Genomic DNA, 14,846 nt, shown 5'->3' on the forward strand with positions numbered 1-14,846 from the left:
GATCGACATCATCACAGCTCGCGGCCAGAGGGCCTCACTCGGCTTGGGCCTGGACGCAGGCCCCTTCGAGACCAGGGCCGGTGTTCCGCCGTGCTCCCATGCCCGGTGCCACCGCTGTACCGACCGCACGCTGACACGTAACTGCCTGGCGATGGCGGCATTGTCGTGTCCCAGGGCGAATAGCCCGGCCGCATGTATCCGGATGCGCTCGCGAAACGCCCGTCGCTCCGCGGTCGGCCTGCCCCCTTGCGGATACCTCATGTGACCGGCTTACTGCGACAACCACAGCTTGTCAGCCCCGCGACATCACGCCGGCAAGGTCAGTAACAGCAGCCTTCTCCGCCTAGAGCCCCGAGTCATTGAGTCTTCGCCATCTTCGAACATGCAGGTCGGAGGCTCTGGCGTGGCGCTCGCTCGGGACACTCATGCTGATCTCGGGCGGGAGAATGCGGTTTGATCATCCGTCATGTCAACGGTCGAGGCTGTCACGTTTGGGTCATTGAACCCAACCCGGCCAGCCGGGTTGTCAAGGTCGAACAGCCGCTCGCGGCGGCGCGGCCCGAAGGGCACATCAGCCCCCAGCGTCATCTCCCGGTGCGGTACGCTCTCGCGGCCCACGGCCGGCGACGGCGTCCGCGAGGGTCGCCAGGTCTCCGTTGTATGTAGTGTGCGGAAATGACAAGAAGCGAGCGGCTCGCGGAGCAGCTGGACTGGTACTGGCACAAGAACCTGCGGCCGCGGCTGGACGGTCTTACCGATGAGGAGTACTTCTGGGAGCCGGTACGCGGCTGCTGGAGCATCCGCCCACGTGGCACGTCGGCCGCACCGATGTCGGAAGGTTCGGGGGAATGGACGATGGACTTCGCGTCCCCTGACCCGGTGCCGGCGCCGGTGACCACGATTGCCTGGCGGCTGGCGCACATCATCGTCTCGTGCCTGGGCTATCGGGTCGGATGGTACTTCGGCGGCCAGGACGTCGACTTCGAGAAATTCGCCTACGCGGGGACCGCTGACGAGGCGCTAAAACAGCTCGATGAGATGTATGGGAGATGGAACGCGGGGGTCCGCGAACTCTCGGACACTGACCTGGAGAATCCGCCCACGGTGGGTCCCGAGCGGTTTCCCATGGAGAACAGGGTCCTGCACGTCAACAGGGAGCTGATCCATCACGGCGCCGAGATTTCCCTGCTGCGCGACCTCTACCGCTGGCAGGACGGAGCCGTACCGCGCCGAATATGACTTTCCGGTAACCGGCGATCGAGCTTCGGCCAGTTCATCAAGCTCGGCCCGCGCCACGCGGGAAAGATCGTCACCGTCGTCATCGAGGACACCCACTACCGGATCCTGCACGGAAAGGACGAACTCGCTGTCCGCCCCCGCAAGAACCTCACACCGACATGCCACCAGCTCTGGCGGTGACATGGTTCTCGTCGTCGTGCCCGGCTTCACGGACCGGGTGTGGACGGTCGCGGAGGCGTGCTCCGCGTGTGCGCAGGCCATCCCCCGCGGGCACGTCCTCAAAGGCAGCAACACGGTCACCGCGCGCAGCCCCCGGGCAGACACGGCCGCCAGGCGGGATCCGTGTGCGGTGTGCGAGCAGCATGCGCCATCGCCCTTCGCCGGGTGCGCGGCGCGGCAGCCGAAGAGGACGTGTTGGCTGTCGGCCCGGGGCTGCAGCCTGCTCATGGCGCCTGGCTCGAACCGGTGTTGCAGCACCTGAATGCCGCCGGCGCCGGGCGTTCCAGCCAGGGACGGCTGCTGGCTCTCCTGGTGCTGCTGCACCCGAGCGGGTTCCGCGGCATCAGGATGGCGGCCGAGGACTTCGCCGCCCGCCACGCGGGTCTGACGGAAGCCGCCCTGCAGGACCCTGCCGAAACCGGCTCGCTGCGCCGAGCCGCCGACAGACCAGTCTCCTGCGCGGTCAGTGCGGAGGCAGCGTGGACCATGGCCGACGCCGGGCACCGTCACGCCGGCGTACCGCTGCTGCCGGTCCACGAGCATCTTGCGATGCATGGCTGGGTCTGCCGGCTGGTCGGGCACGCTCTGCTGCGCGGCCAGCCTGCGGAGGTCCGGCTGGCCGCGGTCTGCCTCACTGCGCGTGCCGCGCCCTGCGGCCGGGGAGATGTGGGGCTGCGTCGTCTCTCCCGCATGTGTGCCCCCCCCCCGAGGCTGCCATCGCCGCGTTGAGCGCGCTGCAGGCGACAGGCTGGGTGGACAAGCTGCATGTCAACCGCGGCTGGAGACAGCCTGCCACGTACTACCTCGGCGAGGCCGCTCGCCTGTCCCTGGCTCTGCCCAGCGTCCCCCTTCCGAAACCGGCTGCGGTATCCGCCGCGGCCGGGGGCTTCGCCGTGGCGGCCTGGGTGCACGCCTTCGAGCGTGAGCACCGTCATCCGCCGACGCTCCGGGACGCTCTCGCTTTCCACATCCGTCGAAACCCGGCACACCCGTGGAGCAGCGGCCAGTTGAAGGTGACGGCGGACGCTCTGCAGCGCGATGCCTGGCTGGAGGTGATCGAGGGGGTGGAGCAGCTGGTGCGGCCCGGCAGCCCGGTACTGCCGCCAGTTGACCGCGTCGAAGGCGCAGGCCCGCACACGGCACGCGCTCTCACCTCGGCAGGAGAACCCGCGCACTCGGTCCGCGGGAGGCTATGCCCGCAAGCAGGGCCAGGTGGGCATCTCGTATCACGGGCAGGGGCCAACTCTCTCAATGCCGGTACGGCCTGGAACGTCCGCCTCGCCCTCGCCGTCCTCACCGCCACCGTCCATCACGCCTCCGGGGATCTGGCTCCTGCCCGGTGCGCAGGCGGTCCTTGCCCCCGACCAGCCGTAACGGGGGCAGGCATCCGACAGTGGAGTGCCTGCCCGGCCGGTCTCCAGGCCGTCAGCCGTTGGAGCACAGGCTTTCATCAGCGACCAGTCCGATGGCCCGGGGGGCGCTCCGCAGCACCGAGCCAGCCCCGGAAGCAACGTCCGTTTCAGACAGGCTGCCCTCGCAGAGCCTGTTGGGCTGCCTTGACGAAGTCCGGCCGCCACTGTCGAGTTCATCAAGGGAGCTGCTGCTCTTGCCCGCCAAGTCGGCCAACTGACGTGTGGCACGCTCCTCTGGTCCGGTCTCTCGATCAGCAAAAAGTCATTCGTGCCGTTCTCAAGCACGGCGTCCGCCTGTTTATGTCCCGCATGGCGTGCTGCTGCCGCCTGCCGCTCGCCGACACCCCGGACCGGGTCCGATCGTCAGGGCCGGTTCGGGTCGGGGTGCACCACCATGAAGAGCGACCAGGCGGGCGCGGTCGGGTCGTCCGGGCGGGCGGCGAACTCCTCGATCAGGGCGCGGAGCCGAGTCTGGAACTCCTCCATCTCCGCCGACGGCAGGCGCAGCCCGAGCCGGGTGCTGTCGACCTCGGCCGCGGGGGCCAGCGCCAGCTCCTCCAGGAATGCGTCGAGCAAGGACCGGTCCTGCGCGGGCGCATCGAGTCGCCAGGACTTCCGCGTCGCCAGATAGGGAATTTCCCGTGCGCCGCGCGCACCGCGTCGCTCCTCCTGGGCCTCCAGAAAGCCGGTGCGTACAAGCGTCCTGATGTGGTGCAGCACGCTGGCGGGAGCACAGCCAAGGATCGTCGCGATCTCCTTGTTGGTGTGCGCCTCGCCGAGGCAAATGCGCAGGATGCGCAGGCGGAGCGCGGAGGCGAGTGCCTTCGCCTCCGCGTCGGTCGCCGGCCGACGTTCGGTCATGGTCAGTAGCCTACCGACGGGCTGGGCAGGATAAGTGATTGACAAAACCCAATCACTCTTCCACGGTAGTTTCCCATGACCGTTACCGAGTCCTCGCCGGGCCGCCCTGACCATCGTGGCGGACTGTGGCGGCATGCCGACTTCCGTCGACTGTGGGTCGGTGAGACGGTCAGCCAGTTCGGGACAATGGTCAGCCGGTTGGCGCTTCCTCTCGTCGCCATCCTGGTGCTGCACGCCAGTACCTGGCAGGTCGGGGTTCTGGTGGCGTGCGAGACCGCGGCGTTCGTGGCGGTGGGCTTGCCGGCCGGCGCGTGGGTGGAGCGGATGCGCTTCCGCTGGGTGCTGATCGTCAACGACCTGGTTCGGGGTGCCCTGCTGGCCTGGGTGCCGGTGGCTCAGCTCCTAGGGGTGCTGACGATCGAGCAGTTGTACGTGGTCGCGCTCGCCTGCGGGGTCAGCACGGTCTTCTTCGACGTCGCCTACCAGTCCTACCTGCCCCAGCTGATCGACCGGGAGCTGCTGGTAGAGGGCAACGCGAAGCTCCAGGCCAGCGAGTCGCTCAGTCAGATCGCGGGCCCGAGCCTCGGCGGCGCGCTGATCCAGGCGCTCACCGCGCCCTACGCGGTACTCGTCGACGCGGTGAGCTTCCTGTGGTCGGCCGCGTGCGTGAGGCGGATCGAGGTTCGGCCGCCGCGCCCCGAGCGCAGCCCCGACCCCAACCTGCTGCGGGAGATCCGCGACGGTCTGCGGTTCGTGCTCGGCAACCGGATACTCCGCGCCATCGCCATGTGCAGCAGCTCGGCCAACCTCTTCGGTTCGGTGATCTCCGCCGTCTTCTACGTGCTGCTCGCCCGCGAGCTGCGGCTCTCTCCGGGCGTCATCGGCCTGCTCACCTCCACCGCGGCGGTGGGTGGCCTGATCGGTGCGCTGGTGGCCGGACGGTTCGCGGCGAAGGTCGGCCAGGGCCCGGCCATCTGGATTGCGATCGCGGTCGCCGGACCGTGCGCGCTGGTCACACCGTTCGTACAGCGCGACTGGACGCTGGGGCTGCTCGCGGTCGCGCAGACCGCCATGTGGATGAGCGGTGTGGTCTACAACATCAACCAGGTCAGCTTCCGGCAAGCGCTGTGCCCTCCCGGGCTCCTCGGCCGGATGAACGCGACAATGCGGTTCCTGGTCTGGGGCACGATGCCCCTCGGTGCGCTGATGGGCGGCCTGCTCGGCTCCACGATCGGCGTCCGCGCCACGCTGCTGGCCGGGGCGGTCGGCCAGTCACTCACCTTCCTGCCCGTTTTCCTGTCGCCGCTGCGCCGGATGCGCAAACTGCCGTCCTACGCCGAGTCGGCGGGCGATGGGGATCCCACTGCCGGCCCGTTGGCGCCGAACGAACTCTGAGAATGAGGTGAGTGCAGCTCGGCACAATCAGCAGCCCAGAGCATCACTCCTCGCGGGCCTTCCGCTCGGCGTCGCTGAGCATCTGGTCAGTACGGTTGCCGAGGAAGCGCGTGCCCGGGGCGGATCCGGCCTGGCCGCCAGATGGGTATCCCACGCCGGTCACCCAGCTGCAGCCCGCCGCGCGCCCGTGGGCCAGCTCGTGCCGGGACAGCGCCCTCCACGACGACAGGAAAGCTGCTTTCCAGCGCATAACGGACCGGGTCACCGACCAGATGCTCGATGAGCGCGTCGATGGGCGGGCCGGTGCGCATCGTCCACCGGATCCAGTCGAGCCGTATCCGCCACCGCTCTTCTCGGAGACAGCGCCCTCGACGGGCTTCCCGAGGCCTTGTCCGGACTTCACATCAACCCCAGCCGGTCTCAGCCGGCTGACACCGCTCTTCCCCGGGCCGCATGAGCCAGCCGATGGCACCGAGAACGAGGCACGATTCCTGGACCGCTCGCGGACGCGGTCGTGGACGGTCGACGTACGCATCAGCCGGCCCGAAGACCGACCGCCAGCGTCAGTTCAAGGACCCGCTGTGGCGATGCGAGATCCGGAAACAGCTCCCGCAGCTGCGACATCCGGTACCGGACCGTCTGGGGATGGACGAACAACGCCGCCGCCACCTCGTCCCGCCTGCCCTGGTGCAGCAGCCACGCCCGCAACGTCTCCTCCAGCCGCCGTGCGGTCGCGACAGGCAAGGTCCGCAACGGTGCGAGGGCTCGGGCACGCAGGTCTGCGAACGCGTCCGTGTCGGCGCTCAGCACGAGCTCGGGCAGGTGGTCCTCGGTGTCGCGGATATCAGAGGAGAGCAAGCGCGCGCGTACGGCTCGTGCGTACGAGGCGGACGCACGAGTCCATGGCCGGGCCGGGCCGACCACGGCGGTGCGGTCGGTCAACTGCCGCAGGAGATGTGACCGGTCGGCATCGGGGACGAGCAGCACACCGGTGGCGTCCGGCAGATCGTCGAGGACGAGGGTGCTGGGGTCGAGCGCGCGGTAGGCGGGCCGGGCCTGGTCGGCGGGCAGCAGGACCGCGGTCAGCGAAACCGGAGGCTGCCACCCGGCCCGTTGAACAGAGGCCAGCAGCACGTCCGGGCTCGCGCCGGCGAGGAGGTCGCGGGCCAGGTGTTCCAGGTGGCGCTCGTGGGCCCTGCCATGGGCGGCCAGTTCGTCGGCGTGGCCCGCGGCGCTCGCGGCGGAGAGCTCGTCGATGTAGGCGAAGGTCAGCTCGGCGAACTTGGCGACCTCGGCAGCGGGCAGACCCGCTGGTACGGCACCCGCTGCCAGGCCACGCCAGGCCACGCGGGCGCCGACGCGGTAGGCGCCGAGCAGGGCGTCCATCGAACGGCCGTCGCGCGCCTCGCCGCGGCCCAGCTCGTAGGCCGCGTCACCGGCGTCGCCGCCTGTGGCGTTCCCGCTCGCGAGGTCCAGGTAGTGCCCCAGGGCGGTGCGGACGGCTCGGCGGATGGTGCCGCCCATACGGCCCGAAAGGGCGTTGGCGTAGGGAGGGACCTCGTCGATGATCGCCTGGACGACCTCGTCGGCGGTGCTCTTCAGCGCGGCCCTAAGCGCGGTGACCGTCGTCTCGTCCAGGGCCAGTTCGCTGGCCCTCCGGATTGCATGGCTCACGTTTTTGTTCCCTGCGAACAATTCAGTCGACCAGATTTACGTCCTACGGTCAGGACTTTACGCCTTGAGGCGCAGCAAGCTGGAGTCATGACGAGTACAGCCCTCCGCAGCAGGGCGTGGAAACTGCTGGAGATGGTCACGACGCCGCTGCTGCCGTCGGACTACCTCGACCTGGTCAGCCCGCTGCGTGCGGGCGCTGACCTGCGGGGGCGCATCGAGGCCGTGCACCCCGAGACGGGTGACGCCGCGACCATCGTGATCAGGCCGGGACGGGGCTGGCGCGGCCACACGGCCGGCCAGTACGTGCGGATCGGGGTCGACGTCGACGGGGTGCGCCTGTGGCGTGCCTACTCCATCACCTCGCCGACAGACCGCCAGGACGGCCGCGTCACGATCACCGTGAAGGCGATCGAGGACGGCAAGGTCAGCAACCACCTGGTCCGCAGGGCGAAACCGGGCACGCTGATCCAGCTCGACCAGCCGACCGGTGACTTCGTGCTGCCGCAGACCAAGCCCGCCAAGGTGCTCTACCTGACGGCCGGCAGCGGCATCACGCCCGTGATGGGCATGCTGCGCGACACCGAGTTCGACGATGTCGTCATGGTCCACTGCGCGCCACAGCCGCAAGACGTGATCTTCCGCAACGAACTGCACGACCTGGTCGCGGACAAGAAGCTGCGGCTCACCGAGGTGCACACCGACACAGACGGCAAGCTCGACATCGCCCGTCTCGACGAACTCGTGCCCGACTGGGCCGAGCGCGAGACCTGGGCCTGCGGGCCCGCGGGCCTGCTCGACGCCGCCGAAGAGCACTGGACCGAGCACGGCGTACAGGAGCGCCTGCACACCGAACGCTTCCGCCCCAGCGTCGTCGTCACCGGCGACGGCGGCGAGGTCACGTTCAGCGCCACCGGCAAGACCGTCGACGCGGACGGCGCCACGCCGTTGCTGGACGTCGGCGAGGAGGCCGGCGTGCTCATGCCCTCCGGGTGCCGCATGGGCATCTGCTTCGGCTGCGTCACGCCGCTCAAGGCGGGTGCCGTCCGCGACCTGCGCACCGGAGAGATCACCGAGGCCGAGCCGGGCGTCCTCATCCAGACCTGCGTGTCCGCCGCGGCGGGCCCCTGCGACATCGAACGGTAGGAGCACCTTGACCGCCACCGACCCCACCGCCCACCTGACCGCGGAGCAGATAGAGGAGCTCGGCCGCGAGCTGGACGCGATCCGCGACGAGGTGATCGCCGACCGCGGCGAGAAAGACGCCGCCTACATCCGCAAGGTCATCTCGGCCCAGCGCAAGCTCGAGCTGGTCAGCAGGGGCGTGCTGCTGTTCTCGATCTTCCCGCCCGCGTGGCTGATCGGCACCGCCGGTCTGTCCGTGGCGAAGATCATGGACAACATGGAGATCGGCCACAACATCCTGCACGGCCAGTGGGACTGGATGCGAGACCCGAAGATCCACTCCACCACCTGGGAGTGGGACCACGTCTCGCCGTCCGAGCAGTGGAAGCACTCGCACAACGAGCTGCACCACACGTACACCAACGTGATCGGCAAGGACAACGACCTCGGCTACGGCATCATGCGCGTCGACGAGGACCAGAGGTGGCACCCGTTCCACCTCGGCCAGCCGCTGTGGAACTTCCTCAACGCCTGCTTCTTCGAGTACGGCATCGCGGCATACGACCTGGAGCTCGGCAAGAACCTGCGCAAGCGCCGCCGCAAGAACCCGGAGTTCCGCGCGCGGGCCAGGGCCGTGGGCCGCAAGATCCGCAAGCAGGTGCTCAAGGACTACGTGATCCACCCGCTGCTGTCGGGCCCGTCGTTCCTCCCCACGCTCGCCGCCACGTTCACCGCGAACCTGGTCCGCAACGTCTGGACCCACTCGGTGATCATGTGCGGGCACTTCCCCGAGGGTGTGCAGGTCTTCGAGCGCCGGTCGATCACGGGCGAGACGCGCGGCCAGTGGTACCTGCGCCAGATGATGGGCTCGGCGAACATCAGCGGCAGCAAGGCCATGCACTTCATGACCGGCAACCTGTCGCACCAGATCGAGCACCACCTGTTCCCCGACCTGCCGAGCAACCGGTACGCCGAGGTTGCGGTGAAGGTGCGCGCGCTGTTCGAGAAGTACGAGCTGGAGTACGTCACCGGGCCGCTGCCCAAGCAGGTGTTCTCCGCGTGGCACAAGGTCTTCCGGCTCTCGCTGCCGAACAAGAAGCCCAAGGTCAACACGCCCGACCGCGAGCAGGAGCTCGTCGCGGCCTGATCCCCGGCACTGGTTCAGATCCTTCGGCCGTACCGGCGGCTCCGCCGGGTCCGGTTTGATCTGTTACGGACGGTGGCCGGCCGCGACACCAGACCGCACGACACAGGATCCGGGCAGCCCGGTCTCCGGCTGCGCGGCCTGGACGTGCGCCAGCAGCTCAGCACACAGCCCCCAGCGAGGTGCTGTAGTGCGCTGACCTGCCGCGGTCGGGCCGGCAGCCGGGCGCGTACGCGCACTCGGCCTGCCGACAGGCGGGCTGGGCGGAAGGCACGGGCTGCGACGTGGACACAGCCGGAACCGACGCCCGCCACCCCTGCGTCCAACCCTGCGCCGCAGCCGGGACGGGCAGGTGAGCCGAAGTGGGACAGGTGGCAGGCCCTGGTCTCCGTCGATGTGGGCCAGGTAGCGCTGCACCCACGACGGAGCACGAGCCTGGCCGCTCCGTTCCCGGAGATCGAATCCGGGAGCAGCCAGCTGCCGGACGCGACGGCACTGGACGGCGAGCTAGTCGTATGGGACGCCGCAGGCCGCCTCGCCTTCGAGCAGCTGCAAAGCCGGCTTCAGCGGCGCGGTGGCGGGGCGGCCCGGGCGGCTGACCAGCGGCCGGCCCATTTCGTCGCGTTCGATCTCCTGTGGCTGTCCGGGACGGACACGATCGGGTGGCCGTATCGGCGACGCAGGACCGCGCTCGAGTCCATGTTCGCCACGCGCCGGCTGTCGGCGCCGTGGGTACTGTGCCCGTCGACCACCGAGGCCGGCGTCGTGCGCGAGGGGCTGACGTGGGCGTCGGTCGGGTGGAGGGCGTGGTCTTCAAAGGGCTGGACGACGCCTACAAGCCGTCGGTGAGGGTCTGGGGGAAATACAAGGTCCGCGAGACGAGCGAGGCGATCGTCGGCGCGGTCACCGGTTCCCCGGCACCCCCCGAAGGAAGAGCGGCACTGCACCAAGACCCGTGTGCGGATCGCCATCGGCTCCCAGGTCCAGGTCTGCAACCTCGGCGACGTGCTCGACAATGCGTGGCCTTCGCCACAATTTGCCCATTTATTAATATAGGCATGGCTATAAGTGGTTTCAAAGCTGGTTGCACCCATTCGGCGATCAGCACAGGGATGCAAAGACCAGCGGCATGGAGAAGCGTTTGTTCACGCTCTATAAACGACGCACCGGGCTGGTGGCTACGGCCGGCGTACTCGGGGGCGTACTCGCAGTCACGACCCTCGGCGGTACAAGCAGCGCTGCCACCAGCGGAAACAGTGCCGGGAACCAGCCGAAATCGCAGGCGCGGGTAAATCAAGCGGGCGCCCAGGAAGCCTCCGACGCCCGAATAGAGATCACTCCCGGGCAAGGTGCCTACAACGTCGGGATCAACGGCCCGGTCGGTGTCACCGTCAGCAAGGGCAAGCTCACCAAGGTGACCATGACCGCCGTCGCGACCGGTGCTGAGATCCCGGGCACTCTGTCCGCGGACGGCACCTCCTGGAAGCCGAACGGCCGGCTGGAGCGTGCCACCAAGTATCAGATCGCCGCAGAGGCCGAGGACGCCAAGGGCCGCTCCGCCACCGGTAACGCCACCATCACCACGGTCTCTCCAGCCAACGACTTCATCGGGCACGTCTCCCCCGAGGACGGCTCGACCGTCGGCGTGGGCATGCCGGTGAGGGTCGACTTCGACATGGCGATCAGCGACAAGGCTGCTGTGGAGTCGGAGATCCAGGTCAGCTCCAGCAGCGGCCAGCGGGTCGTCGGTCACTGGTTCAACGACCACCGCCTGGACTTCCGCCCCGAGAATTACTGGAAGCCCGGCTCCACCGTCACCGTCACGCTCAGCCGCCACGGCATCCAGAAGACGGTCACGTTCAAGATCGGCCGGAGCCAGATCAGCACCGTGGACGCAAAGACGAAGCAGATGACCGTCGTCCGGGACGGCAAGACGATCAAGACCATCCCGATCTCGTCGGGCAGCCCCGAGCACCCGACGTACAACGGTCAGATGGTCATCTCCGAGAAGTTCAGGCAGATCCATATGAACGGTGCGAGCGTCGGCCTCACGGAGAAGGACGGCAAGCCCTCGTACGACATCGAGGCCGTACCGCACGCCATGCGCCTGACCGACTCGGGCACGTTCATCCACGGCAACTACTGGGGTGCCGACTCGGTCTTCGGCAAGGTCAACACCAGCCACGGCTGCGTAGGCCTGAAGGATGTCAGGGGCGGCGGCGACGGCAGCCAGCCCGCCGCCTGGTTCTTCGACCACTCGATGATCGGTGACGTCGTGGTCGTCAAGAACTCCGAGGACAAGACCATGTTGGCCTCGGACAACGGCCTCAGCGATTGGAACATGGCCTGGAGCGCGTGGGTCGCAGACAGCCCAACCACCTGACGCCACGCCGCACGGACAAACGGACCGGTGGCGACACCGGCATCGCACTCCGTGTCGACTCAAAGGCACCCGCCCCCAAGTGGCCGGCTGGTCGCCGCGCAGACCGGATCATACGTGCCTCACCCAATGATCCGCCGCAGGAGCTGCACAAGCCGGGGATCGTCGGCCCTTTGCCGCTGCCGTATCCGTCCCCGCAAGACACTGATTCCTCATGCGGTCTGTCGAGCCGCAGGAATCACTGATGGCGGCGGAAGCGACGGGCGCGGGGCACGGGGCGGTTGAGTGTCCTGCAGAGTTCGGTGTCGGCAAGGTCGGGGAAGGGCATGCCGGCGGCGTGGTAGTGGGTTCGGGACAGCTGGAGGGTGTGGAGGACGTCGTGATGCCGGCCGGCGGCGCCGTAGAGACGGGCAAGGCGGAAGCCGGCCTGAGCGGCGCCGACGTGGTCGCGGGGGCCGACGAGGGCTTGTTCTGCCAGCGTGATGGCGTCGCTGAGGCGGTTTGCCTCGGCGTGCAGCAGGGCCTGCACGGTCAGTGCCCTGCTGCGGCCTCGATGGTCGCCGCAGGCGTCGGTCTCCCGAAGCGCACGGCTGATCAGTTCGGCGGCGGTGTGGTCGCCCTCGTAGAGCGCCATGTCGGCCAGCCCCAGGGTGGCCCAGGTGTGCCCGCGGTGGTCCCGAACAGCGTGCAGGGTTCGGGCAGCGTGCTCGTAGTGGGTGCGGGCCGCGGCCCACCGCGGATCCTGTGCGGGACGGCTTGTGATGTCGCACCCGGGCCAGGGGCCTGCGTACCAGCGGCGAGGGAGCGGGCAGCCGCCCACCGTGCTCTCCTTCTCGGTGTCGGCGCGGGTGCGCAGAATCCACCCGATACCGCGGGGTTCCTCGTTGGCGGCGAACAGGGCCTGCGCTTGGTCGAGTTGAGCGAGGGCTTGGTCGTAGTGAGCGTGGTGTCGGCTGATCACCGCTTTTTCCCGCAGGGTCCAGGCCAGTCCGCGTTCAAGCGGCAGGGCCCTGAAGAGACTCTCGGCCGCGGTGAGCGTTCGCGCCGCTTCCCGCAGCTCGCCCTGCTGGCGTTGCAGGATTCCCAGGTTGCCCAAGGCATCGCTTTCGCCGTGTGCGTCGCCCGAGCTGTGGAAGAGAGCGATCGCTTCGCTGAAGCACTCTGCGGCCCTGCCCACGTCACTGCCGCCGTCACGCAAGGCTTCGCCGAGGTTGCGCAGCAGCGCGGCACGGGCCCCGCCATCCCCCAGACGGTCGGCCGCGTCCAGAGCAAGCTCATGGACCTGGCTGCTGATGTCCCAGCGCCACTGATGCTCAAGAGCGATACTCATCGCGTCGGTGATCTCCCAGCACAGCTCCCACCACCCGCGAGCGTGAGCATGGGCGACAGCTGCCACCAGCACCACACGCTCGGCTTCGAACCACTCGACGGCCTCTCCCACATCACCCGCCACAACGTCGTCCGGCGGCGGACGGCGGACCGCCCCGTCACGGCCGCCGTGCCGGGCACCGGCCGGCCGTAACTGCGTGTCGGCTGCGTCGGCCGCGCTGAGAAGGGCACCCAGCAGACGCCGCACGGCGCTGTCGGACTCATCCGCCGGCTGCTCGGCCGCTCGCTCCTTGGAGAACCCGCGCGCGAGATCGTGCAGCACGATGCGCTGGCCGCCTGCCTCGCCGCGGCGAGCCTGCACGAGATGCGCCAGCAGCAGTCCCTCCAGGCACGCGTCCGCCGTATCGGCGTTCACGTCCAGCAAAGGCGACAGCGCCCAGGCCGGCAGGTCGGGAGTGTCCAGGGCGGACACCAGCCTGAACGCACGCTGCTGCAACGGCGGGAGCGCCTGATAACCAGCGCGGAAGACCGCGCGCACGCTGCGCTCGCCCAGGCTCAGCACATCCAGCCGCCGGTGGTCGTCGGCGAGATCGCGGGCGAAGGAACCCACAGTACGGGCGGGAAACGTGGCCAGCCGCGCTCCCGCGATGCGCAGGGCCAGCGGGAGCCCGCCGCACAGACGGACCACGTCACGACCTGCTTCGGGGTCCTCGTCCACCCGGTCCCCGCCGCCGATCCGTCTCAACAGATCCCAGGCGGTGCCCTCGTCCAGCCCCGACAATGCGACGCGCTCATCCACGGCCAGCGTGGCAAGGCCCTGGCGACTGGTGATCAGTACAGCGCACGAAGACCCACCCGGTATCAGCGCACCTATCTGCTGTTCACTGGCCGCGTTGTCCAGAACGATCAGGACACGCCGGTCGGCCAACTCCGTCCGGAACTGCCGTGTCCGTCCAGCCTCATCGTCGGGGATTCTGCCGCGCGCCACTCCCAGAGCCACCAGGAAGTCGCCCAGAACCTCGCCCACGGCAGCAGGACGTTCCTCCACCCCGTTCAGGTCGACGAAAAGCTGGCCGTCGGGGAAAGACGGCATCATCCGATGAGCAGCCTGCACCACGACAGCCGTCTTGCCGACCCCGCCCGGACCGTGCACCAGGCACACCCTGCCCCCGCCCGCACGCTCAGCAGCCTCCACCAGCCGCGCCAGCTCCTGGCCGCGACCGGTGAAATCCGCCACCGCCAGCGGCAGCTGACGCGGGATGCCGGACGATTCCGGGAGAAGGAAATCTCCATGGGCGAGGACCGGCGCGTGTGACGACAGCAGCACCCGCAGCTCCTCAACGCCTGCGGGATCCTCACCCAGAGCCAGTACCAGCCGCCGTCGCAGCAGAGCCTGTGCAGCCGGAGAACGGCCCGCCTCATCGACCAGAGCCGCGCCCTCCTCACCGGGCAGCCGTCCGACGACCCACCGGTGCAACCGCCCCAGCCGGCCGGCCACCGACTGCTCCACACCCTCCATCGCGCGATCCGCCAGACCGGCACCCAGCCTCTTCGCAGACACGATCGCCAAGGCGACCACTGCTGCCACGAGCTCCTCGACCGTCATCGACCGCCCCCCGGTCCTCCGCCGTAGCAGCCGCGCCGTCCCCCAACGCGCTACCGCCGCTCCGACGTCAGTCATGCCCAGAACGCCGCCAAACGGCACCTGGCCGCTCTTCCCATGGCCATCAATGACGCTCCTCGCGGCTCCCTGCCGGAAGTTCGCGGCACAGCGGTCGTCGACTGAGACACTGTCAAGATCACCGGCCGGGCTCATGGTCAACCGCGTCCTCTCCACAACGCGAGCTCCGGTGGAGCGGGGCAGGCACGGCCCGTCCGAGGTTCTGGCGCATCGTCCGAAAAGCGTGTGCAGCCCGAATCGAGTGTCGTCAACCGCCGCAGACGTCCTCACCCTGGAACAGCCCCGCTGAAAGGGCTCCCTACGTTGTTCTGCGGGAGGCGGTGAGCCCTTCGTATGGTTCACCCACCCAGGGGTGCCGGGTGTGGTTCAAAACGCTCTGCCGCTGATGGC

11 protein-coding genes and 1 pseudogene are annotated in these 14,846 nt (G+C 68.8%); 7 read left to right on the forward strand and 5 right to left on the reverse strand.

Translation table 11 applies throughout. The features are described from left to right. Positions 1-57 precede the first annotated feature (57 nt). Positions 58-261 (reverse strand): annotated as a pseudogene (locus ABZ725_RS50040) (helix-turn-helix domain-containing protein); the annotation flags it as partial. A gap of 414 nt (positions 262-675) precedes the next feature. On the opposite strand from ABZ725_RS50040, the gene ABZ725_RS50045 reads away from it, so the two are divergent. Together ABZ725_RS50045 and ABZ725_RS50050 are read left to right on the forward strand one after the other, a co-directional pair. Next, positions 676-1,239 (forward strand): DinB family protein, encoded by a 564-nt coding sequence (locus ABZ725_RS50045; RefSeq protein WP_358809042.1) that lies wholly within the window; start codon positions 676-678, stop codon positions 1,237-1,239. Positions 1,240-1,623: 384 nt separating this feature from the next. Further along, the gene (locus ABZ725_RS50050) at positions 1,624-2,187 is read left to right on the forward strand and encodes a hypothetical protein (protein ID WP_358809043.1); all 564 of its coding nucleotides are present in this window, start codon (positions 1,624-1,626) and stop codon (positions 2,185-2,187) included. A gap of 1,046 nt (positions 2,188-3,233) precedes the next feature. On the opposite strand, the gene ABZ725_RS50055 is transcribed toward ABZ725_RS50050, so the two are convergent. Then, complete coding sequence (locus ABZ725_RS50055) at positions 3,234-3,731, reverse strand: helix-turn-helix domain-containing protein (RefSeq protein WP_358809044.1); 498 nt, start codon at positions 3,729-3,731, stop codon at positions 3,234-3,236. A 75-nt stretch (positions 3,732-3,806) separates the two neighbouring features. Between ABZ725_RS50055 and ABZ725_RS50060 the strand changes: the two genes are divergently transcribed. Further along, on the forward strand, positions 3,807-5,126 hold the full coding sequence (locus ABZ725_RS50060; protein ID WP_358809045.1) for an MFS transporter: 1,320 nt from the start codon (positions 3,807-3,809) through the stop codon (positions 5,124-5,126). Between the two features lie 43 nt (positions 5,127-5,169). On the opposite strand, the gene ABZ725_RS50065 is transcribed toward ABZ725_RS50060, so the two are convergent. Both ABZ725_RS50065 and ABZ725_RS50070 read right to left on the reverse strand, forming a co-directional pair. Beyond that, positions 5,170-5,391, reverse strand: a complete 222-nt coding sequence (locus ABZ725_RS50065; RefSeq protein ID WP_358809046.1) for a hypothetical protein — start codon at positions 5,389-5,391, stop codon at positions 5,170-5,172. Positions 5,392-5,660: 269 nt separating this feature from the next. Continuing rightward, entirely contained in the window at positions 5,661-6,800 is a 1,140-nt protein-coding gene (locus ABZ725_RS50070; RefSeq protein WP_358809047.1) for a helix-turn-helix domain-containing protein, read from the reverse strand. An 87-nt stretch (positions 6,801-6,887) separates the two neighbouring features. Between ABZ725_RS50070 and ABZ725_RS50075 the strand changes: the two genes are divergently transcribed. The 4 genes from ABZ725_RS50075 to ABZ725_RS50090 all read left to right on the forward strand — a co-directional run bounded on the left by ABZ725_RS50075 (position 6,888) and on the right by ABZ725_RS50090 (position 11,449). Beyond that, complete coding sequence (locus ABZ725_RS50075) at positions 6,888-7,943, forward strand: ferredoxin reductase (RefSeq protein ID WP_358809048.1); 1,056 nt, start codon at positions 6,888-6,890, stop codon at positions 7,941-7,943. Positions 7,944-7,950: 7 nt separating this feature from the next. After that, positions 7,951-9,069, forward strand: a complete 1,119-nt coding sequence (locus tag ABZ725_RS50080; protein WP_358809049.1) for an acyl-CoA desaturase — start codon at positions 7,951-7,953, stop codon at positions 9,067-9,069. Positions 9,070-9,462: 393 nt separating this feature from the next. Continuing rightward, a complete protein-coding gene (locus tag ABZ725_RS50085; RefSeq protein ID WP_358809050.1) occupies positions 9,463-9,915 on the forward strand; it encodes a hypothetical protein in 453 nt (150 codons plus the stop codon). 280 nt (positions 9,916-10,195) lie between these two features. Continuing rightward, positions 10,196-11,449, forward strand: coding sequence for an Ig-like domain-containing protein (locus tag ABZ725_RS50090; RefSeq protein WP_358809051.1), 1,254 nt, complete (start codon positions 10,196-10,198; stop codon positions 11,447-11,449). A 235-nt stretch (positions 11,450-11,684) separates the two neighbouring features. Here ABZ725_RS50090 and ABZ725_RS50095 read toward each other — a convergent pair whose 3' ends face one another. Next, entirely contained in the window at positions 11,685-14,381 is a 2,697-nt protein-coding gene (locus ABZ725_RS50095; protein WP_358809052.1) for an NB-ARC domain-containing protein, read from the reverse strand. Positions 14,382-14,846: the final 465 nt, after the last annotated feature.

The sequence above is a fragment of the Streptomyces sp. NPDC006872 genome (assembly GCF_040635845.1).
Classification (GTDB): domain Bacteria; phylum Actinomycetota; class Actinomycetes; order Streptomycetales; family Streptomycetaceae; genus Streptomyces.